General features: G+C 42.4%; 18 protein-coding genes and 1 tRNA gene. 14 read left to right on the top strand and 5 right to left on the bottom strand.

The window, feature by feature from the left end:
- Both AC37HE_RS05795 and AC37HE_RS05790 read left to right on the top strand, forming a co-directional pair.
- A partial coding sequence (locus AC37HE_RS05795) for a DUF481 domain-containing protein (RefSeq protein ID WP_500781845.1) occupies positions 1 to 469 on the top strand: 469 nt, incomplete at its 5' end.
- Between the two features lie 324 nt (positions 470 to 793).
- Positions 794 to 1,705, top strand: a complete 912-nt coding sequence (locus AC37HE_RS05790) for a glycosyltransferase family 2 protein (RefSeq protein ID WP_500781844.1) — start codon at positions 794 to 796, stop codon at positions 1,703 to 1,705.
- 493 nt (positions 1,706 to 2,198) lie between these two features.
- Here AC37HE_RS05790 and AC37HE_RS05785 read toward each other — a convergent pair.
- Positions 2,199 to 2,270 (bottom strand) — tRNA-Glu (locus tag AC37HE_RS05785).
- Positions 2,271 to 2,435: 165 nt separating this feature from the next.
- On the opposite strand from AC37HE_RS05785, the gene AC37HE_RS05780 reads away from it, so the two are divergent.
- Positions 2,436 to 2,804 (top strand): DMT family protein, encoded by a 369-nt coding sequence (locus AC37HE_RS05780; RefSeq protein WP_500781843.1) that lies wholly within the window; start codon positions 2,436 to 2,438, stop codon positions 2,802 to 2,804.
- Here AC37HE_RS05780 and AC37HE_RS05775 read toward each other — a convergent pair.
- Together AC37HE_RS05775 and AC37HE_RS05770 are read right to left on the bottom strand one after the other, a co-directional pair.
- Positions 2,794 to 4,332 (bottom strand): hypothetical protein, encoded by a 1,539-nt coding sequence (locus AC37HE_RS05775; RefSeq protein WP_500781842.1) that lies wholly within the window; start codon positions 4,330 to 4,332, stop codon positions 2,794 to 2,796. The two genes, AC37HE_RS05780 and AC37HE_RS05775, sit on opposite strands and share 11 nt — an antisense overlap.
- Before the next feature lie 38 nt (positions 4,333 to 4,370).
- Positions 4,371 to 5,711 (bottom strand): oligosaccharide flippase family protein, encoded by a 1,341-nt coding sequence (locus AC37HE_RS05770; RefSeq protein ID WP_500781841.1) that lies wholly within the window; start codon positions 5,709 to 5,711, stop codon positions 4,371 to 4,373.
- 178 nt (positions 5,712 to 5,889) lie between these two features.
- Here AC37HE_RS05770 and AC37HE_RS05765 point away from each other — a divergent pair, with 178 nt between their 5' ends.
- The 7 genes from AC37HE_RS05765 to lon all read left to right on the top strand — a co-directional run bounded on the left by AC37HE_RS05765 (position 5,890) and on the right by lon (position 14,167).
- Positions 5,890 to 6,585, top strand: coding sequence for a DNA alkylation repair protein (locus AC37HE_RS05765; protein WP_500781840.1), 696 nt, complete (start codon positions 5,890 to 5,892; stop codon positions 6,583 to 6,585).
- A gap of 143 nt (positions 6,586 to 6,728) precedes the next feature.
- Positions 6,729 to 7,505, top strand: a complete 777-nt coding sequence (locus AC37HE_RS05760) for a Bax inhibitor-1/YccA family protein (protein ID WP_500781839.1) — start codon at positions 6,729 to 6,731, stop codon at positions 7,503 to 7,505.
- Between the two features lie 105 nt (positions 7,506 to 7,610).
- Entirely contained in the window at positions 7,611 to 8,777 is a 1,167-nt protein-coding gene (locus AC37HE_RS05755; protein ID WP_500781838.1) for a GNAT family N-acetyltransferase, read from the top strand.
- Positions 8,778 to 8,837: 60 nt separating this feature from the next.
- Entirely contained in the window at positions 8,838 to 10,025 is a 1,188-nt protein-coding gene (locus tag AC37HE_RS05750; RefSeq protein ID WP_500781837.1) for a GNAT family N-acetyltransferase, read from the top strand.
- Positions 10,026 to 10,102: 77 nt separating this feature from the next.
- Positions 10,103 to 10,366, top strand: a complete 264-nt coding sequence (locus tag AC37HE_RS05745) for a type B 50S ribosomal protein L31 (protein WP_500781836.1) — start codon at positions 10,103 to 10,105, stop codon at positions 10,364 to 10,366.
- 83 nt (positions 10,367 to 10,449) lie between these two features.
- Positions 10,450 to 11,634: a GlmU family protein gene (locus AC37HE_RS05740; protein WP_500781835.1), complete on the top strand. Its 1,185-nt coding sequence runs from the start codon at positions 10,450 to 10,452 to the stop codon at positions 11,632 to 11,634.
- A 103-nt stretch (positions 11,635 to 11,737) separates the two neighbouring features.
- Complete coding sequence (gene lon / locus AC37HE_RS05735; protein WP_500781834.1) at positions 11,738 to 14,167, top strand: endopeptidase La; 2,430 nt, start codon at positions 11,738 to 11,740, stop codon at positions 14,165 to 14,167.
- A 60-nt stretch (positions 14,168 to 14,227) separates the two neighbouring features.
- Here lon and AC37HE_RS05730 read toward each other — a convergent pair whose 3' ends face one another.
- Positions 14,228 to 14,989, bottom strand: a complete 762-nt coding sequence (locus tag AC37HE_RS05730; RefSeq protein WP_500781833.1) for a LytR/AlgR family response regulator transcription factor — start codon at positions 14,987 to 14,989, stop codon at positions 14,228 to 14,230.
- Positions 14,990 to 14,991: 2 nt separating this feature from the next.
- The gene (locus tag AC37HE_RS05725) at positions 14,992 to 15,741 is read right to left on the bottom strand and encodes a LytR/AlgR family response regulator transcription factor (RefSeq protein WP_500781832.1); all 750 of its coding nucleotides are present in this window, start codon (positions 15,739 to 15,741) and stop codon (positions 14,992 to 14,994) included.
- Positions 15,742 to 15,936: 195 nt separating this feature from the next.
- Between AC37HE_RS05725 and AC37HE_RS05720 the strand changes: the two genes are divergently transcribed.
- From AC37HE_RS05720 to nrfD, 4 genes are all read left to right on the top strand, one after another.
- Positions 15,937 to 17,046 (top strand): AI-2E family transporter, encoded by a 1,110-nt coding sequence (locus AC37HE_RS05720; protein WP_500781831.1) that lies wholly within the window; start codon positions 15,937 to 15,939, stop codon positions 17,044 to 17,046.
- A gap of 258 nt (positions 17,047 to 17,304) precedes the next feature.
- Entirely contained in the window at positions 17,305 to 18,459 is a 1,155-nt protein-coding gene (locus AC37HE_RS05715; RefSeq protein ID WP_500781830.1) for a cytochrome c3 family protein, read from the top strand.
- Between the two features lie 106 nt (positions 18,460 to 18,565).
- Positions 18,566 to 21,514: a TAT-variant-translocated molybdopterin oxidoreductase gene (locus tag AC37HE_RS05710; protein ID WP_500781829.1), complete on the top strand. Its 2,949-nt coding sequence runs from the start codon at positions 18,566 to 18,568 to the stop codon at positions 21,512 to 21,514.
- A gap of 17 nt (positions 21,515 to 21,531) precedes the next feature.
- A partial coding sequence (gene nrfD / locus AC37HE_RS05705; RefSeq protein WP_500781828.1) for an NrfD/PsrC family molybdoenzyme membrane anchor subunit occupies positions 21,532 to 22,277 on the top strand: 746 nt, incomplete at its 3' end.

The following is a 22,277-nucleotide window of genomic DNA, read 5'->3' as shown; positions in this document are numbered from 1 at the left end:
TACCCGAGATCTTTGGGGTAATACTTACGGCTTTGCTGGTATGGAGTTTTTATCAAGTACAGAACAAAACCTGGATTTGCGTACAACCTCAAAACTGGGAGTTGGCTACTACTTTATTCGGAAAAACGGCTTGTCGTTCGCAGGAGGACTTGGCCTTGCCAATGCGCACGAGGAATTCAGTGCACCGGAAAATGGTTCCTATAACAGTTTTGAAGGTTTGTTTGGGGTGGTTCTTGATGCTTACGATGTTGGCGATGTTTCCCTGTTGATTCAAACCACTGCTTTTAAAAGTTTTTCGAATGCCGAACGATGGCGGTTGAATAATACCTTGACTGTCAAATGGGATCTTCCGCTTGACTTCTATATAAAACTCAACTTTACACATAACTTCGACTCCCGACCGCAGGTGGCAGGTGTTGAAAAAGGGGACTATATCCTTCAAACGTCAATTGGCTGGGAGTGGGATTAATTAACCTTCCGGAAAAGTGTAGATCTCCATACGACACAGTTGACACCGAATTTATTTGAAATTTACCCCAAAACTCACGCAACGCTTAGCGAAAAGTTTCATCAGACCTATAAATGTGATTCGTAAGAGCGACGACCGAAACAATGTTCAATAGATTCGCTTACTATCGCAAATTCCCATTCGGGTTAATACGCTAGTCAAGTCTTCCCAAAGCCTGGTTGTTTTGACAATCGGGCTTTTTTGTGATGCGATTTGAAGGTGTAATGTCACCAACAACTCTGAAAGTTTTGTATTTTGGTTGCACTCAAACTCGAAACAAATTCTGTGATTTCAATTTGCATTCCGGTATATAATTTTAAAGTTGACAGGCTGGTTGAAGCCTTGACCGAACAAGCCCGAAGATTGGAAATTTTGTATGAGATTATTCTGATTGATGATTGTTCGGAGTTCCGGTTTCGTCAGCATAACAAACAGGCATGTCCCGATGCTTTATATGTGCAGTTGGAACAAAACATTGGCCGGGCAGCAATTCGAAATCGGTTCCTGGAATACGCTAGTTTCGATTATATGCTTTTTCTGGACTGCGATTCGTTACTTGCTGATCATGATTTTCTCCTGAGCTATATAAACTCGGTTCAAAAATTTCCGGAAGAAGTACATTGTGGTGGGCGGGTTTACGACCGGCAAACTCCGGTTAGAGCTCAGCGGCTGCGATGGAAGTATGGAGTCATTAGAGAAAGTAGATCTATCCGTTTGCGATCTGGTGAACCATATCGTTCGTTTATGACTAGTAACTTTGTCATTCCCCGACAAACCTTTGACACCATTCGTTTTGATGAGCGGTTAACGGATTACGGGCACGAAGACACCTTGTTTGGGCTGGAGTTAAAACAGCGGAAGGTTCCGGTAGTCCATCTGGATAACCCGGTAATTAACGGTCATTTGGAAACGAACGAAGCTTACCTTGCCAATACCGAAAAAGGAATCGAGAACCTGGTTTTTCTTTTGCAGAATTTAGCAAACTCCGCAGCGTTGATTGAAGATGTTCAGCTTTTGCGGGTTTGTTTTCGCTTGTGGCGGCTACGGGTTTTTATTGGTTGGATGTATAGCCTGTTCGGCCCACTTGTTCGACTGCTACTAAAAAGGGGGATTGTCTGGCTATGGCTATTCGATTGTTATAAATTGGGTGTGTTGCACCAAAAGCTTGGCGGATTAAATTATCAGAAAAGTGTTTGAGCGTTTTTGTCATATAGATAGGTGTATTTTCGTTGATTATCGGTTTTATGAAACAGCTCACACGGCGTGTAAACGTCTGGTTTTTGCTCAGTTACTAATTTCCTTGCTCTTCCTGTTGAGCTTATCTCAATGGATCTTCCGGGGTCGTTTCTGTTTTTGAAAATGCCCTGTTTCTGGGGCTTTTAGACGAATTATTTTTCATGTTTTTATGAGCCCGTACGCTGTACTAAAAAATGGCAATGAATTTTTAGCAGAGTGTACGCAGTGCTTTAACTATAATTTTTAGTTTTAGTAGAGCGTACACAGAGATGAAAAAAATTAAAATATTTTTTAGTAGAGGGTACCAAATCTTTAAAATATAGTTTGTAGCAGCGGACACCAGTTCTGAAAACCTCAATCTAAAACAAATTGAAAATGCAGCAATGGGGGAGAATTGGTATTGCGGGTTTCTAAAAACAAAAAAGAAGAACCGTTGCTGATTCTTCTTTTTGCGTAGCCCGTAGGGGAATCGAACCCCTGCTACCAGGATGAAAACCTGGCGTCCTAACCGCTAGACGAACGGGCCATCATTTTTAAGTTTTTCCCTTTGTTTAAGGTGCTGCAAATATAGACGGTTTTTTTATTCGTCCTACACCTGTTGGATAAAAAATGCACAATTTTTAATTTTTTTTGCGACGGTATCAACGGTCTCCGATTTCATTAGCTTTGCGGCAATTTTATATCGTTTTGTATGCGAGCACTGTTGACAATAGGGTTACTGGTTTTATCCAACACGTTCATGACTTTTGCCTGGTACGGGCACTTGAAGTTTGCCGAGATGAAATGGTTCAATAAGCTGGGCCTGGTGGCAATTATTTTAATAAGTTGGGGAATTGCGTTGTTCGAATACTTCTTTCAGGTGCCGGCTAACCGTTACGGATTTAAAGAAAATGGCGGGCCCTTTACCCTTTGGCAGCTGAAAGTTTTGCAGGAAGTGATTACGCTTATCGTGTTCTCCATATTTACGATTTTGCTTTTTCGAAACGAAAGCTTCCGCTGGAACCATTTGGTGGGATTTGTATTTTTGATTTTGGCCGTCTACTTCATATTTAAGAAGTAGTTGTTCTACGGGAGATTGTTTTTACAAGATGCAGATACCATTGTGCCAGATAAGCGTTGTAATAGTGCGGTTTGATTGGCTTCTTGTAGTGCTTGCTCTTTGTTGTTCTCCGTAACTCGGTTGTGAGTTCCCGGTAGAAGATGGCGTCTCTCCTCGGGTAGTATTGCCGTTTTAGAATATTGGGGCTCATTCGGATCAGGAGATCCTTGAAACAATTGTTTTTTAAAATCGGTTTGGGTGCGCTTTTAAAGTTAAAATCGATTTTGTTCGGGACGAAAAAGTGGTTCTCCAAACATTGGTTGTATAAGCCCGAAGAAGCTCGTTGTTCAAGCGTTAATCCGGTGAATAGTTTTAATAGTTCCAGGTCAAACAGCGGCATCATCACCTCAAGCTTTTCCATGCGAAAAGCTGTGGTAGAATTCGCAATAAACTTACTTTGGCGTTCGATGAGGTCCCATTTGTCGAATCCTTGCCAGTTTGGTGTATCTGAAGAGGAGAAAAAGTTCGTACTGATAAAGTGATCTAATGCTTTTTGTTTGCTTTTATTGAGGGGGAGTGTGGTCGAAAACGCATGTCGGATTTGTTTAGCCAGTGCGTTTGGATTCAGTTGATGAAATTCCGAATAGAGATGATCCCCTCGCAGAAAATCACCCGGATGTCCGGCGAGAACAATGGTGTCTTCGTCAATCAGCTTTTGCTTTTTTAAATATTGGATAGCGAAAAAGTCCTGAAGGTAAGGCATGGATGACCAGTGACCACTCGCGTGTATATAGGACTTAAAATCTTCATTATTGATGAAATCTTCAGGAATAATCTTTCCATAGTCAATAAAGCGGTAGTCGTAGCCTAGTTTCCCGGCGACTCGCTGTGCTGTTCGTTCTTCCGTGTTTTCTTTTCGCCCCCAGCTTGCACAAAGTACATTGGTGTGGCCGTTGGCTTTCAGCAAGCAGGCGAGTAATCGCGAGTCGTATCCGGCGGTTAATGGTAATAATACATGTCGGTCGCCTATTCGTTGGGAGTATCGGTTGAATACCTGTAGAAATAAATCAGCGATTGTTTGTGTTGTAGGAGTTTCCCAAGCTGACTGTTGCCATAGCACATCATCCGGAATTGAATAGCTGATTGTTTCGTTGGATGTCAACCGAATAATTTCACCCGGCAGTAATTGTTTTATTTTGGGGTGCAGTGTTTGGTGTAGCGGTGAGACTCCGAACGTTAGAAAATAATCTTCGGTAAACGGATCCGGCTCAAAATGCTCTTCTGTATTTAGTTCTTGCGGATCATCACTAATTTTTATTTGCCCTTCTTCCCAGTGGTAAAACAAGGGGAAAGCCCAATTGATGCTTGATGCAAGCCAGCATTCATTTTCCTTTTCAACTAAAATAGAAAATTGGCCATTTAGCTTACTTATGAGTGATTTGAACTCGCCGAATTCTTGGCCCTCCTCTTGGATCTTACGGGCTAATTGATCCGTATCCATATAGTTGTTACCAAGCCATGCAGAACCGGTGGCATAGCAGTTATTCATTTGCTTCCAGGCGTATTTCCCCAATATAATGTTCGGTTTCAGATCCATAGCTTGAGTAAAAATAGCGGCAAAAATACCAGGGCGAGTATTTTTAGACTGAAAAATGCAGCCTTAACGGTTTTCACCCGGGCTAAATGTAAGGAGTAATAACCAAGGAAGACGAAAAACAAGAAGCCTGTCAGACTGTAAAGGCCAATCGTCCAATTTAAATTATTGAATAGGAGAAAGCCGACAAGGAGACTTGCGACTCGGAACCCGATTAAAAGCAAGTTGAATACCAGTGAAAAGCGTTGCTTTTCGCGGATGATTAAAATTGCAGAAAGTGGCGAGCTTATGGACACGGCAAATAACCAGGGGGAAATGAGTTGAGCCAATTTCCCGGCATAAGCCCATTCGGTGCCAAATAAAAAGCTGAATAATCCTTCTCCCCAAAGAGCTAAAACTGTAAACGGCAGGATGGCCAGCAAAACCTGTTTTTTAAATAAATCGAAGCTTAAAGCTGCCAATCGTTGATCGTCCTGCTTTAATAATTGTGCTTCCTGTATGTAAACGCGCGACACAGAGTTGCTTAGAATCTGTACCGGGCTGTTAATGTAGCGGTGCGGAAAAGAATAGAGCCCCAATGAGCTGGCTCCGAAGAAGGGTTTTATCAGAAATATGGGCAGTTGGCTGCTCAAAAAATTTAAGATCTCGGACCCGATTGAGTACTTCGGGAAATTGAGATAGCGTAGCCCCAGCTGTTTCTCCGAAGTTGACAGTTCTAAATTAAGTGATGGCTTTTCTCTTAGTCGAAATAGGTAAAACATGTAAACTCCGGCCTGTGCCAGCACTGCCCCTATAAAAAGTCCGGTTTGCGGCCAGATGAACAACAGGCATTGCAGGATCCCTGTTGCAAGTGCTCGTCCTATTTCGAGATACGAAAGAATGCGAAATTCTTTTTGGCTGATCAGACGATGACGGATAAGCTGTATGCCGGCAAAAAAGTACGCGAAAACGGGGATCAGCAGTAGTAGTGTTATTTTTGAAGTATCGTTGATTCTGGCGATTAGAAGATAACCGGCAATTAGAATAGCGGCCAATGTGTTCACCCCAATATTTATTTTTCTTGCAAGAGAGAAAGCAAGCTTTTGTTGCTCTGCATGGTCGGCTAAAATGATGGCATTTTCGTACTTCCCTGTTGAAATAATCGAAAGGGCTGAAGCAATGGTCAGGTATAATACAAATAGACCGAAGTTTTCAGGTGAGTATATCCGAACAATGACAAGTGCGAACAACGAAGGGAATATCCTTGCTGTGAACAGACCGGCAAAAAGCCTGAGAATGTTTCGGTAGAATTCGGTTTTAAACAGCTTGTCGGTTAATCTTTGGATTATGGGCATCAGGCGAATATCAGTTGCTGTAAAAATAGGAAATTGGATGGATAATCAAGCTATTGGATGCTGCACTGTTGTTCGTTTCTCCTGTAGCGAGGTGGTATAAAATTGATAATTATTCATCGGTGCTCATCTATTTCATTATTTTTGCGCTGATCACTCGTTTAGTTTGAAACAACCAGATATGGATATTCTCTTGGACGATCCGGCAACGGAAAAACAATTTCGGGAAATACTGGCAAAAATTCGTTTGCGTAAGAATGGCGAAACGGTAGCCCAAATGAAAAAGATGGGAGTGAACTACAAGATTAATTGGGGGGCTTCTATTATTCACTTGCGCGAATTGGCTAAAGATTATGAGGCCAATCACCTGTTAGCTTTAAAGCTTTGGAACAAAGGCTGGCGCGAAACGATGATTGTTGCGAGTATGTTGGAGGTGCCCGATGAAATGACGGAAGCGCAAATGGACTATTGGACCAAAAGCACTGAAACCGTTGAACTGATTGAGCAACTGGTGGCGAATTTGTTTGTGCGTTCGAAGTTTGCTTTTGTAAAAGCTCTTGAATATTGCTGTGGTAAGAAGTACCTGGTGCATTACGCCGGCTTGCAATTGATTGGTCGTTTGGCGATGATGGATAAAAAAGCAATTAACGAGATGTTTGAACCATTCTTCCAGGTGATGGCTCCTTTGTCCAAGGATCCTCAGTTGGGACAGGTCTTTTATCGTACCATGACTGCACTAATCAATCGAAATGCAGAGTTGCGACAGTCCTGTGAAGCATTTTTGCAAGAGGTAAAAGCAATGGAAGAAGAGCAGGCGCAAAATATGGCGATAGTATTGCTGGAGGATATTGCCGATATAAACGCCGATTTGGCCTAGCCCTGCAAGGAAGTTCCTGTTCTGTCAGTAACGTTAAAAGATGTTAGAAGAGCTGCTATTTCGGCAGTTTTTAAGAAAGCTTGTTGGCTTTGGCATTGTTTTTATTGGTAGTTTCCCCGGAAAATTAAATTAATTGATAGCATATGAATTTTACTAAATCATCGAATCCGGTTTTCGGAAATTCAGTTTTTAGTCGTTTTGCAAATACCACCGATTCTGGGGTTATGACAGTGAGCGGAACGATGAATAAAACCGGCCTGATGTTGTTGATCGTTACCTTTGCAGCCATGTTTACCTGGCGCAAGTTCTTTGGTGCGTATGATTATTCAAATCCTGAATCGGCATTCTCTGCAGTTTCACTTTGGATGATCGGTGGTGGAATCGGCGGTTTTATAACGGCGATTATTACAACTTTTCGCCCGCAAAGTTCGCATATAACGGCTCCTGTTTATGCTGTTTTTGAAGGATTATTTCTGGGTGGAATTTCAGCCTTCTTCGAAGTGCAATATCCGGGACTTGTGATGCGTGCAGTGGCCCTGACCCTGGGGGTTTTCTTTGTCATGTTATTTCTATTTCGCTCGGGAAAAATTAGGGCCAGCGGTAAGTTGGTGATGGGAATTGTTGCTGCCACAGGTGGTATTGCCTTGGTTTATTTCATCAGTTTCATAGCCGGTATGTTCGGTGCGAACCTGAGCTTTCTGTACGGAAACAGCAACTTCAGTATTGGCTTTAGCTTATTGGTTGTGGTCGTTGCTGCGTTAAATCTAATTTTGGATTTCGATTTTATAGAACGTGGTGCACGTGCCGGAGCTCCTAAGGAAATGGAGTGGTATGGTGCATTTGGTTTGATGGTAACCTTAGTTTGGTTATATCTCGAAATCCTTCGCTTGTTAGCTAAGTTGGCTTCACGACGTAATTAATATTCAAGATATAAAACAATATTAACGAAAAGCAGGGGACAAACTCCTGCTTTTTATTTTCGCAAGGATGTATTATTTTCGGGCGGAATTAGATAAGAAATCTCCATGCAAATAATTCAGGTAGAAGATCAAAAATCGATTGATGCATTTCATCAACTGCCCTATACGATTTATAAGAACGACACCAATTGGGTTCCTCCACTTCGGATGATGGTTGAAAATATCTTCAACCCACAAAAAAATAATGCTTTAAAAAATGGTTCTGCGCGCCGCTGGCTGGTTGAAAAGGATGGCCGGATTGTTGGTCGCATATCCGCTTTTGTAACCGATACATACTCTTACAGCTTTGATCAACCAACCGGAGGTATAGGCTTTTTTGAGAGTGTCGATGATCAGGACGTTGCTAACCTGTTGTTTGATACCGCAGTTGATTGGTTGAAGCAACAAGGAATGGAGGCAGTCGACGGCCCCATTAATATTGGAGAAAACTTTTTCAATTGGGGGGTTCTGGTTGATGGATTCGTTCAGCAAGGTTTCGGCATGCAGTATAACTTACCCTATTATGCCGGCTTGTTCCAGAACTACGGATTTAAAACATATTACGAGCAATACAGTTATCATTTGGATATTACCAGCCCTGATTTACCGCAGCGTTTTTGGCGAATTGCCGAGCGTATGTCGAAAAAACCAGGCTATTCGTTTCTGCAGTTTCGTTTTGCAGAGAAGGAGAAGTTCATTAAAGACTTTTTGGCGATTTATGAACAGGCTTGGGTGAAACACGATAACTACAAGCGGATTGATCCGGAAGATATTGATAAAATGTTGGTGGAATCCAAGATGATGCTGGATGAAGACTTCATCTGGTTTGTTTATCACGAAGGGACACCCGTTGCATTTTTTATGATGGTGCCGGATTTGAATCAATTGTTTAAACGTATCTACAGCGGAAAGTTGAATTTTTTCAACTTGTTAAAGATGATTTGGTTGCGTCGTCGGAAAGTAATTAGCCGATGCCGGGTTTTGGTGATGGGAGTCGCTCCGAAATTTCAAAAAACCGGTATCGAATCAGCCATTTTCTATCATCTCCGGCAGGTGATGTTGCGGAAAAACTGGTACAAGGAAATGGAACTAAGCTGGGTTGGTGATTTTAACCCTAAAATGATTTCAATTTTTAAAGCAGTTGGTGGTAAACACGAGAAAACACACCTGACTTTACGTTACCTGTTTGATCCAACGAAGGAGTTTAAGCGTGCACCGATTATAACGGACTAGTATTTCTCCTTTCTGGATAATTTGTTTTAAATGTACTTTATGTATTCATAAATTAAAGATATGCAATTACTGATTGTTGATGATGCGGCAAGTCGGAAGCTTTTCCATAAGGTTCCACATCTGATCTACAAAGGAGATAAAAACTGGGCACCACCTTTAGAAGGTATGACTGAAGATACTTTCGACCCGGCTAAGAACCCCTCTTTTAAAAACGGGGAAGCAATTCGGTGGGTGTTGACCGGTGATCGAGGGGAGTTGCTTGGCCGAATTGCAGCTTTTATCAACTACGACAAGGCAAATACCTTTGAACAGCCAACTGGCGGTTGCGGTTTTTTTGAATGTGTCGATAACCAGGAGGCTGCCAATAAGTTGTTCGATGCTGCTCGTGAGTGGCTAAAGGAACGCGGTATGGAAGCCATGGACGGCCCTGTGAATTTTGGCGAAAACTACGTTAATTGGGGGTTATTGGTCGATGGGTTTATGCCACAAGGCTTTGGGATGCCCTATAATCCGAAGTATTACCAGAATTTATTTGAGACCTATGGTTTCCAGATGTATTTCCAGCAATTTAGCTATCACCTGGATACAACATTGCCTGAGTTGCCGGAACGTTTTTGGAAGGTTGCTGAATGGGTATCAAAGAAACCCCAGTTTAAGTTTGAACATTTTTCGTGGGATAAAGCCGAAAAGTTTATCGACGATTTTGCACAGGTATATGATAATGCCTGGCGTTTTCACGAGCATTTCAAGCCTTTGGATAAAGATGATTTACGCGACTTTTTGAAATCGGCAAAGCCAATTCTGGAACCTGAATTTATTTGGTTTGCCTATCACGAAGATGAACCGATTGCTTTGTTTGTCATGATTCCCGATTTAAACCAGATTTTGATTGAGATGAAAGGTAAACTCAACCTATGGGGAATTTTAAAGTTTCTGTGGTTGAAAAAGCGCAAAAAAATGACGCGTACCCGTAGTTTGATTATTGGAATTGTTCCAAAATACCAACGCTCAGGTGTTGATGCGGCTATTTTCTGGCATTTACGTCCGGTGATGTACCGGAAAAACTGGTATAAGGAAATGGAGTTAAGCTGGGCTGGTGACTTCAATCCGAAAGTGGTAGCTTTGTATGAATCGGTTGGCGGAAAACATACCAAAACGCACTATACTATGCGCTATTTGTTTGATCGCACAAAGCCATTTGAACGTGCCCCGATTATTAATGCAGAAAAAGTTTCTGAAAAAAAATAAAAAAGCTTTGGGAATTACACAACTGTGTGTATATTTGCAGCCCGATTGTAATAATGTTGTTTTAAAAGAGATCAGCGATGAAAAAAGACATACATCCAGATAGCTACCGTATGGTAGCATTTAAAGACATGTCAGACGGTACAGTTTTCCTGACAAAGTCTACCATCCAAACTAAAGAAACAGAAGTTGTTGATGGTGTTGAATATCCAGTTGTTAAATTGGAAATTTCAAGTAGCTCTCATCCATTTTATACTGGTAAAATGAAATTGGTTGACACCGCTGGTCGTGTTGACAAGTTCATGAACCGTTACCAGAAACACATGGATGCACGTAAAAAGTAAGATACGTCTACAAAAGATAAATTAGAGCTCCGCCTTCGCGGAGCTTTTTTTTTGTCTTAATTTTGACGGTTAAATTTTCGACCATGAATATTATTCTATTTGAGACTGATCAGCGGAACTGTTTGTTGCCGCTTTGCTATACTCGCCCGGTGGCTTTGTTGCGTACCGGTATCCTTACAATTCAGGAGAAGTGGTCACACCGTTTGAAGGGGAGTTGCTCATACAAAACGGAATTGTATTTGAAGGATAAGTATCCAACCAAATTTGAAGCGGATAATTACTTGATTTCATCTCATGTTTGTCCAAACGATGAGTTGGTGGTAATGGCCGCCAATCTTCAGAGTCTACAAGGGGTAAAATGGCACGGGATTCCGGTTGCCGTTCGGTTACCTAAGGAGGATGCTAAAAGTTATCCGGTTCTTAAGTCGGAAATCAACTGGCTGGATTACGATGGAGAATTGGACTATATTCGCTATCCTTGGGATTTAAATGAGGTGAATGCTCACCAAATAAAGCTTGATTTTGACTTCATAACGAAAGGTCGGAAGTCTGCCTTATTGAGCAAGACAAATCAGGTGATAGCCCCGGAAAATATATTTATCGAAGAAGGTGCAAAAGTTGAATGTGCTGTCATTAATGCCAGTGCCGGCCCTGTTTACATCGGAAAGGATGCTGAAGTTATGGAAGGCTCCCTGATTCGAGGACCATTTGTAATGGAAGAGCATGCAGTGGTTAATATGGGGACTAAAATATACGGACCGGTTACACTGGGGCCGTATTGTAAGGTTGGAGGTGAACTAAGCCATTCTATTTTAATGGGCTACAGCAATAAGGGACACGATGGTTTCCTGGGACATTCCGTGTTGGGGGAGTGGTGTAACCTTGGGGCCGGATGTAATGTGTCTAACCTGAAAAATACCTACGATAAAGTGAAAGTTTGGAATTATCCGGACAATAAGTTTATCCGAACAGGCTTGCAGTTTTGTGGTTTGATTATGGGCGATCATTCCAAGGCAGGGATATCGACCATGTTTAATACCGGGACAGTTGTTGGTGTTGGATGCAATATTCATGGAGCTGGTTTTCCTCGTCAGTTTGTTCCTTCGTTTTCCGATGGAGGTGCTCATGGTTATAAAGTTCACCAGTTAAAAACCGTGTTCGGGACAGCAGCACAAGTCATGGCACGACGTTCTTCGGAACTAACTGATGTCGATCAGCGTATTTTAACAGCAGTGTTTGATCAATCAGCAGTGTACCGGAAGTATTAGGAGCTTTACCTGCTTTTGGCATGGTGATTGCCCCGTTATAGGGATCAATGAAATACAGAGCTGTCAAAGACAGATTGTCAGTTCATCTTTTCAAAATAGAACAATGGCAAATAAAAAAGAACAAGTGGCAAAAACGATGATATTCAGTGGTGTTGGAGATGACGAAAGCGAGTTGATTCCAATAATGGCAGATGGAGATGAGCAGGAGTTGTCGAACTTTCAGGCACCCGATGTACTGCCAATATTACCGCTTCGGAATACCGTGTTGTTTCCGGGAGTGGTTATTCCAATCACTGTTGGTCGTCAAAAATCGCTAAAATTGATTCAGGAAGTTTTTCGTTCAGATAAACTTTTAGGAACCGTAACGCAAATTGATGGGGCTGTAGATGATCCGGAGCAAAAGGATTTGTATCAGGTTGGTACAGTAGCGCAGATTTTGAAGATTCTGGAAATGCCGGATGGTTCAACTTCGGTAATCATTCAGGGTAAGCGCCGTTTTGAGGTGATTGAATACCTGGAGGAATTCCCGTATTTTAAAGCGAAAGTTAATTTGCTCGACGAGATTACGACCGATGCGGAGAATGATGAATTTCATGCGATCGTTGGGTCGTTGAAAGACCTGTCGGTAAAGATTGCGCAATACTCATCTAATGTACCTCCCGAAGCCAGTTTTGCCGTTAAAAATATTGAGAATTCAACTTTCCTGATCAATTTTATCTGTTCCAATACAGATTTGAAAGTGGAGGAAAAGCAAAGTTTACTGGAAGTGGCCGATTTGCGCGAACGTGGTATTCAAGCTATTTCGTACCTGGTGAAAGAAGTTCAAATGCTGGAACTGAAGCGCGATATCCAGTCGAAAGTGAAACTGGAGCTGGATCAGCAACAGCGTGAATTTTTGTTGAATCAGCAAATTAAGACCATTCAGAATGAATTGGGTGGCAACCCGATTGAACAGGAAATTGCTGATCTGAAAGAGGCTGCCAAGGATAAGAAATGGTCAGCTGAAATGGCTGATTTTTTCGAAAAAGAGGTTAATAAGTTGTCGCGATTGAATCCTGCTGCCGGCGAATATTCGGTGCAATATACCTATTGTCAGACTTTATTGGACTTGCCCTGGAATGAGCATACCGAAGATAATTTCGACTTGAAACATGCGGAGAAAGTATTGGCAGAGGAACACTATGGCTTGGATAACGTGAAAGAACGTATTCTGGAGCACTTGGCCGTGTTGAAGTTGAAGAAAGATATGAAAGCTCCGATTTTGTGTCTCTACGGCCCTCCGGGAGTTGGTAAAACTTCACTTGGTAAGTCAATCGCAAAAGCTTTGGGACGCAAATATATCCGGATGAGCTTAGGTGGTTTGCATGATGAATCAGAGATTCGCGGTCACCGGAAGACCTACATTGGTGCGATGCCCGGACGGATTCTTCAAAATATAAAAAAGGCGAAATCGTCGAACCCGGTCTTTATTTTGGACGAGCTGGATAAAGTTTCCAGCGATTTCCATGGAGATCCGGCTTCTGCTTTACTCGAAGTACTGGATCCAGAACAAAATACAGAGTTTCATGACAATTACATCGATCTGGATTACGATTTGTCGAAGGTGATGTTTATTGCGACAGCAAACACCTTGGGAACAATTGCTCCGCCTTTGCGCGATCGACTGGAGTTGATTGATGTAAGCGGATATATTCTGGAGGAAAAGATCGAGATTGCCAAGCGACACCTTATTCCAAAGCAAAAGGAAAATCATGGCCTAAAAGCCAGTGATCTGAAGTTCTCACGCGATGTGATTGAACTGATTGTTGATCGTTACACCCGTGAATCCGGTGTTCGCGAATTGGATAAGAAAATTGCTAAAGTTATTCGTCGTGTAGCCCGAAAACTGGCTTTTGATGAAGAATATAATGTAATTCTTACAGAGGCTGATATTAAAGAATATCTGGGGGCCTACGAATACTCACGCGAACTTTACCAGGGGAATGAGTTTTTGGGCGTTGTTACCGGCTTGGCCTGGACGGCTCATGGCGGCGAAATATTATTTGTGGAGTCGAGCCAAAGCAAAGGTAAAGGTGGCCTTACTCTTACCGGAAACCTGGGAGAGGTGATGAAGGAATCGGCGATGTTGGCTTTGGAATACCTGAAGTCGCATGCAGATGAGATGGGCATTGACAGCGAAGTGTTTGAAAATAATAATTGGCATATTCACGTTCCCGAAGGTGCAATTCCGAAAGATGGTCCATCTGCCGGTATTACCATGGTTACCTCGCTGGCATCGATTATGACGAGACGGAAAGTACGAAAGAATATCGCGATGACAGGGGAAATGACTTTGCGTGGAAAAGTACTTCCTGTTGGTGGTATTAAAGAAAAGATTTTGGCTGCTAAACGGGCCGGAATTAAGGAAGTAATCATGTCGGAAGAAAACAAAAAGGACGTTGAGGAGATTAAAGATATTTACCTGAAAGGCCTTAAGTTTATGTTCGTATCAACGATTGGAGAGGTTTTGGATTACGTTCTTCTGAAACGATAAAATAACCATTGTAATAAGAATAGATGAAGTTGCTGGTTCCCAAAAGAATCAGCAATTTTTTTAGGTGATCGGGAAGCAGTTTAATTTCTCGAAATAAGCTAATGCTGAACGGTTCATCACTTCTTCAAGTGAAAATTGTTCGTGTGTTAAATAAACAACGCGTCTTTTTTTGTCGATTCGGGTAATGTATTGCGTGTTTACATAGGCCGAACGGTGTGCCCTTAGGATATTGGATGAATTTAACAGCTCGGCAACTTTAATGATGGTTTGTGTAATCTCTTCATCCTTGCCCGTTTTTAAGTAGATCCGGCAATAGTTTCCTTCAGCCCTGATGAGCATTATATCGTTGGGGTTTATCAATACAAAACCATTCCGGTTGGTTAGCTTTATTTTATGGTTGATCTTTTTTGCCCGAATAAACAGGTCCATCTTACGCTCAAACTCTTTGGTTTTCTGCTTGTTTTTAAACCGGTTGATAACAGCAATAAGTTCTGCCGGGCCAAAGGGCTTGACCAGGTAGTCGAGCGGTTTGATGTTTAAGGCCGGAAAGGCATACTGACTGTGTGCTGTTGTGAAAACAACTTCAGTTTTCAGGTGGCTGTCTAAGATTATCTGACCAACTTCCAGTCCATTCATTTCCGGCATATCAATATCCAGAAAGACAATGTCAGGAATTAATTTATGAATGATTTTAACACCTTTCTGCGGACTTACAGTGCTCCCCACAACCTTAATTTCTTTAAAGGCTTGAAGGTAGATCTCTAATAGGGCTATTGCATCCTCATTGTCGTCGATGATAACTGCTGTAATTTTATCACTCATGCTCAGTTCAAATCCAATTCACACAAAATCTTTATCTGCTTTTTCGACCCGCTTAAACAAATATCAAAATCGAAACCGTGCAAGGTGCATGTGCTTTCAATTTTGTTGATCTGCGATAATTTATCGAGGTTTATTAAGGTTGAACGGCTAATACGGAAAAAACGCTGGGGGGATAGAATGTCTTCCAGTTTGCCCAGGTAGGTATTGGCCAGTTCTTTAGTTCCGTTTTGCATTGTAATCACCGAGTATACGCCGTCGGCTTCAATGTAAAGTATCTCCGAAGGATCTACCAGTATATGGTCGTTTGTGGATGATATTCTCAGTTTCGGTCCGTTGTCAACATCGTTTAATGCTTTCTGTATTTTGTTCTCGATACTCGGCTTTTGACCATGATAGTTCGCTATTTTCTCCCGTAATACTTTTAACTGAACAGGCTTAAGGATGAAGTCATAGATGCCGTTTTGAATGGCCATGATAGCGGAGTCTTTGTGCGAGCTAACAATGATAATGTTGCAGTCCGGGTCTTTTCCTTTGAATAGTTCGATTAATTCACCACCATCTCGTCCTCCAGGCATAACAATGTCTAACAGAACGAGGTCGGGTTTCATTTCAAGGTATTTAAAAAGTGCCTCGTCAGAATTTGAAGCATCTTCAATTCTTCCGATAAGCGGTATTTTCTCTAAAAAGTACCTTAAGATGTCTCGTGCATCCTGTTCGTCATCAACAATAAGTACACTTAGCTTTCTTTTCATGATCTGAATCTTCCCTAAAACAAATTTATCAAAAATTGTTGATAGTTCCTCAGGAGACAGTGATCAAAACGTGGTGCGGTATTCGTTGTGTCGGCGATCAGTCTGTTTGACGAAAGATTCTTTTCCTGTTTTATTTAATTTAATTGCTAAGTCTTTATTTACCAGAAAGTATATATTTGTAATAAAAGCAATCGAATGATTCAGGTTAGCAGTAAATACAGAGGATGGTTGATTGCCCTGGGTGCAATCTGTATCTTGTTTTTAATGTGGTACTTTAGTGGGTTAGTTACTTATATTTTGATATCGGTTATTCTATCTCTGATCGGTCGGCCATTGGTCCGTATTTTAGCTAAAGTACATCTGGGGAAATTCAAACTAGGCCAGGGTGGGAGTGCACTGTTAACACTTGTGGCACTTTGGATGGTTGCTATCGGTGCCATTCGGTTTTTAATTCCTTTGCTGGTCAGTGAGTTTACGGAGCTTTCAACAGTAAAACCGGAGTCTGTTTTTAACCTGATCGATAAGCCTCTGTTGCGTTTTATGAGTTTGGTTGGCCATGAGCCTGTTGACTCGGGGCAACAAATTTTTACAGAATTCTTTCAAAACCAGTTTAAGGATGGCCTTGGAATACAGCATGTGTCGGACCTTTTAGGTACAATTGCAGGAACATTTGGAACCTTGTTGATCGGTGCCTTTTCAGTATCGTTCATCACTTTTTTCTTTTTGAAAGAAGAGACCATGTTTAAGAATGTTATTTTGCTTTTTGTGCCCAATGAATTGGAAGAACGAATTTCACGAATGATGCATTCTGTTCATCTTTTACTTCGTCGTTATTTTATGGGGCTGATCACCGAGGTTTTTCTGGTAGGGGTGTTGGTAACCATCGGTCTGACTATCGTTGGCTTGGGATTTAGTCATGCCGTGGTCATTGGAATATTTTGCGGTATGTTTAACGTTATTCCATACTTAGGTCCTTGGATGGGGGCTGCCGTTGGTTTGCTCATTGGCCTAACCGTTAATATTCATGCTGATTTCTCATCGCATACGCTACCCTTACTTGGATTAATGGTCCTTGTGTTTGCCGCCGTACAAATCATTGATAACATCTTATTTCAACCTCTGATTTATTCCAATACTGTGAAGGCTCATCCTCTCGAGATCTTCCTGGTAATTATGGCTGCCGGAGGTTTTGCAGGTGTGCTGGGAATGATTCTAGCCATACCGGTTTATACAATTCTTCGAGTAGTGGCAAAAGAATTTTTTGCCGAAATGAAGCTGGTAAAACAACTCACCAAAAGCCTTTGATTCATTGATTCTTTCAATGTTGTTATAAAACACATTTAAATATTCTAATGTTTTTTTATCGCTTGTTTGTTGTTTATCGCTTTGTAATATAGGTGTTTAGGGGTTTTTGTGTGCTTCTTTCTTTATATTGCTCTGTTTTTGATGAGGTGAAATACACATTTTTTTATCTCTTAAAAAAACCATACGCAAAGATCGTTTGTTTATGTTTTGAGTTTCACTATCTCTCAGATAACAAAGGATATAACTAACGCTAAACGTATGAAACGACCGAACCTTGCCAAACCTAAGCACCGATTGTATCTTTTAGCTTCACTATTCGGTTTCTTTTTTGTTATTAATACACCTGTAATTTCTTTGGCAATCGATCAGCAGCCTTTAGTTGAAGGTCACTCCCATGACGATATTAAGCGGGGAGAACGATTTTTTAAGGGTTTATTGCCGTTTAATTTTAAAGGACAATCCTGTGTTTCCTGTCATAATATTGCACATAGCGATACGCTAAATTGGAATCCTTCGGCGATGGCTATCGCTGTAAAATATGTGTCTTTGGATTTTGATGCATTTCAAGCTTCTATTAAACAGCCGGTTGGGAATATGCTGACCAAAGTGCATGCCGGAATTAATATCGAAGAAGCCGATCTAAAGACGGTAAAGGCTTACCTGGATAATATGGCTATGATTGGCCCCCAACCCGTAAAACCAAGTATAAATAACCTGTTGATTTTCCTTTTCTTCGGAATATTGATCACCTGGGCTTTATTGGAGTTGATTTTTTTCCAACAAGTTAAATATCGTTTTATTCCGGTTGTGGTGTTATTGTTTTCCCTGGGATATCAAGGCAAGGTTGTCAGTCATGAAGCTATCAGGTTGGGGCGTTCCCCGGGATATGCACCCGATCAACCAATCAAGTTTTCGCATAAAATACACGCAGGCGATAACAAAATCAATTGTAAATATTGTCACCATACTGCCGAAAGCAGTAAATCCGCCGGCATACCGGCAATGAATCTTTGCATGAATTGCCATGTGATTGTTCGTGAGGGATCTCATTCCGGGAAATTTGAAATTGCCAAGGTTGTTGATGCGGTAGAAAATAAGAAGCCGGTTGAATGGGTACGCATGCACAATCTGCCTGATTTCGTATTCTTCAGTCATGCACAACATGTTGGTGTCGCAAAAATTGATTGTCAGAAATGTCATGGGCCGGTTGAGGAAATGAATATCATGCGTCAGTATTCTGATTTGTCGATGGGCTGGTGTGTCAATTGCCATCGGGAAACAGATGTGAAGTTTAAAGAGAATGGCTACTATGAAGCTTATGCAAAAATGCATGAGGAGATGAAAAACGGAGAAATACAGTCGGTAAAAGCAGAAGATATTGGTGCTAACGATTGTATGCGTTGCCACTATTAGAAGATGATGAAATAGCCCGGCATGTTTTGAGCAGTATTTGAAATAACCGGGATTAAATAAAAGGTCGGAGACCGAAACTGAATACACAAAACTAAACACCTTTTTAATGAAAACCTACTGGAGAAGTCTTGACGAATTGCAAGATCCAAAGGCCTTACGGATTCAGGAAGCCCGGGAAGAAGCCAAGCAAAAAAGCCTGCTCTATAAAACAGAAGGAGGAAATGGCGGAAATTCGCGTCGCGATTTTCTGAAAACCCTGGGTTTTAGTTTGGCGGCTGCTACCATAGTGGCTAGCTGTAAGCGCCCGGTGGAGAAGGCAATTCCGTACTTAGTAAAGCCCGAAGATATTACGCCCGGTAAAGCCAACTATTATGCATCGAGCTATTATGATGCAGGAGATTACTGTAGTGTTGTGGTGAAAGTGCGTGATGGTCGGCCAATTAAGATTGAAGGGAATGAGTTGAGCCCAATATCACAATCGGGAACAAGTGCCCGGGTGCAGGCTTCGATTCTGAATTTATATGATGGTGCTCGTTATAAAGGTCCTCAAAAACTGAGTCAAAAGATTAGTTGGAAAGATGCTGATCTGGAGATCCCCGACAAACTGAAAGAAATTTCGGATGCCGGTGGGCGTATTGTTCTGTTAACGCAGACCGTCATATCTCCATCAACAAAAAAGAGTATTCGTCAATTTTTGGATGCTTATCCGGGAACTGAATGGGTCCAGTATGATGCCATTTCTGCTTCCGGTATGCTGTCTGCCAATATGCAAAGCTTTGGTCAGAGGGCTATTCCGGACTATCGCTTCGATAAGGCAAAGGTGGTCGTTAGTTTTGCTGCTGATTTTTTGGGTACCTGGTTATCGCCGGTTGAATATACCAGGCAATATACAGCTGCCCGAAAATTAGATGAGGGACAACGCGACATGTTGCGTCATTACCAGATTGAGTCGCAGATGTCGCTGACCGGCTCAAATGCTGATGTTCGGTTCCCTGTGAAACCGTCGGAGGAAGGTGGTGTAATCCTGGCATTGTATAATGCCATAGCTGAAACCTTGGGCGGTGAACAGTTCCCTGGACCAGAGAGTGCTGTTGACGTTAGTGCATTGGCTGATGAATTGCTGTCGGCAAAGGGAAAGTCAATTGTTATTTCAGGAAGTAATGACAAAAATATACAGCTGTTTGTCAATGCCATCAATCATTTATTAGATAATTACGGCCATACCATCCTTTGGAACTCAGCTTTGATGACAAGGTATGGGCTGGATGCAGAAATGGCTGCATTAAATGCTGATTTGTTAGCCGGAAAGGTAGATGGTCTGTTGGTATGGGGCGTCAATCCGGTTTACGATCAGTCAAACGGAGAAGATCTGGAATCAGCAATTCGCCGTATGAAACTGTCCTTGTCGTTTGCTGAACGTAGAGATGAAACCTCTCTGGCTTGCCAGTATATCCTCCCGGAGCCGAATTACCTGGAGGCCTGGAACGACCTGGAACCTAAAGCCGGTCAATATAGCCTGGCACAACCCGTAATCTCCCGGTTGTTTGATTCCCGTGATGTTCAGGAAAGTTTGCTAAGCTGGTCAGGAGTGCCTGCAAACTACCGAGATTTTATGAAGTCAGTATGGGAACGCGATTACTACCCGAAACAGACAGAATACAACGATTTCAGATTGTTTTGGAACTACACTGTTCAAAAGGGAGTTTGGGGATTGGATGGAGTGGCTACCGCTCCTTACAGTAGCGATGGTTTGGCTGATGCTGCAGGTAAATTGCAAGCTGCGAAACCCGGAACCGAAGTAGTCCTTTATGAGAGTGTTGCTTTGGGAAATGGTAAACTGGCCAACAACCCCTGGTTACAAGAATTACCGGATCCCGTAGCTAAGATCAGTTGGGATAATTATGCTTCTGTACCTGTAGCCTATGCCGAAGAAAACGGCCTTCAGAATGAAAGTGTTATAAGCTTAAATGGTATGGAGTTGCCGGTTTTTGTTCAGCCCGGACAAGCCAAGGAAACCATTGCCGTAGCTCTGGGCTATGGTCGCGTTGATGCGGGTCGGGTTGGCGACGGGGTTGGTAAAAATATGTATGCTTTTGTGGGAGAAGAAAATGGCTCCCGGAAATATCGGATCGATAACGTTTCAGTATCCCCGGTTGTTGGTGCTACATATCCGTTAGCCTTGTCGCAAACGCATCATAGTATGGAAGGCCGTGCCATTGTGCGGGAAACCAGCCTTCAGCAATACCTTAAAAATCCTTCAGCAGGTAATGAATTGCACGAAAAAATTGAAGAAGAAAGTGTCACACTCTATAAAACACTTGAATTTCCGGCCCACCACTGGGGAATGGCAATCGACCTGAATTCCTGCACCGGTTGCGGAAACTGTGCAATCTCCTGTCAGGCGGAGAACAACGTTCAGGTAATTGGAAAAGAACAGGTTCGAAATCGCCGCATTATGCATTGGATCCGTATTGACCGCTATTATGCCGGGGATCCGGCTAATCCGGAGGTGTTGAATCAACCGGTGATGTGTCAGCATTGTGACAATGCCCCCTGTGAAAATGTATGTCCGGTGGCTGCAACAAACCACAGCAACGAAGGATTGAACCAGATGGCATACAATCGCTGTGTGGGAACAAAATATTGTATCAATAACTGTCCGTATCGTACGCGTCGTTTCAATTGGTTTCGTTATGTCGAGAATGATAAGTTCGATTACAACGCCAACAACGACCTTGGACGGATGGTGCTGAATCCTGATGTTACGGTTCGGTCGCGTGGTGTTGTTGAGAAATGCTCCATGTGTGTGCAACGCATTCAGGAGAAAAAACTTGAAGCAAAGCTGGCTGGCCGTATGCTCAACGATGGCGAAATAAAAACCGCCTGTCAGCAATCCTGTCCGGGGAATGCCATTGTATTTGGCGACCTCAATAACCCGGAAAGCAAAATCAGCAAACTCTTCCAGGATAAGCGAAATTATCATTTGCTGGAGGAATTGCATACGTTACCGTCTGTCGGATACTTAACCAAAGTCAGGAATAAAGCCTGGACCTAGAAATAAACCTTGTTTTTATGTACAACTCAAATGTTAGAGACAAGCTCATCCGGGGGAATAAATCCCTGAAGCAGATTTCGCAGGAGATTAATGCACCGATTCATGCTAAAACCCCGCTTTGGTGGGCTTTTGCCCTGTTAACCAGTTTAGGCATGGCCAGCTGGGGTATTTATTGCAAATATGTGACGATTTCCACCGGTATTGGAACCTGGGGGGTCAATAATACGATCGCATGGGGATGGGCCATCATCAACTTTGTTTGGTGGATTGGTATCGGGCATGCCGGGACCGCCTTTTCAATTTTCCTGTTGGTATTGAGGCAGAAATGGCGTACCTCTATTAACCGGGCAGCTGAAGCAATGACTGTATTTGCAGTTGGTTGTGCAGGACTCTTTCCCTTGCTGCATATGGGACGGCCCTGGTTGTTCTTTTTCATCTTCCCTTATCCAAACACCCGCGGCCCGCTTTGGGTGAATTTTAACTCACCACTGTTTTGGGATTTTGTGGCTATTACGGCCTATATTCTGATTTCGGCTAGTTTCTGGTACTTCGGAATGGTCCCCGATTTTGCGACAATCCGAGATTCCGCCAAATCGAAAATAAAGAAGGCTGTCTATGGTTTCTTTGCATTTGGATGGACCGGTTCAACGAAAGAGTGGTTGCGTTTCGAAGCACTTAGTTTTGTGCTAGGTGGTATTGCTGCAGTTCTGGTGGTTTCTGTTCACTCGATCGTGTCTACCGACTTTGCAGCAGGTGTAATTCC

Source organism: Mangrovibacterium sp., from assembly GCF_059905295.1.
Note: the sequence above shows the minus strand (reverse complement) of the source record. Positions and strands in the feature narration are given on the sequence as shown.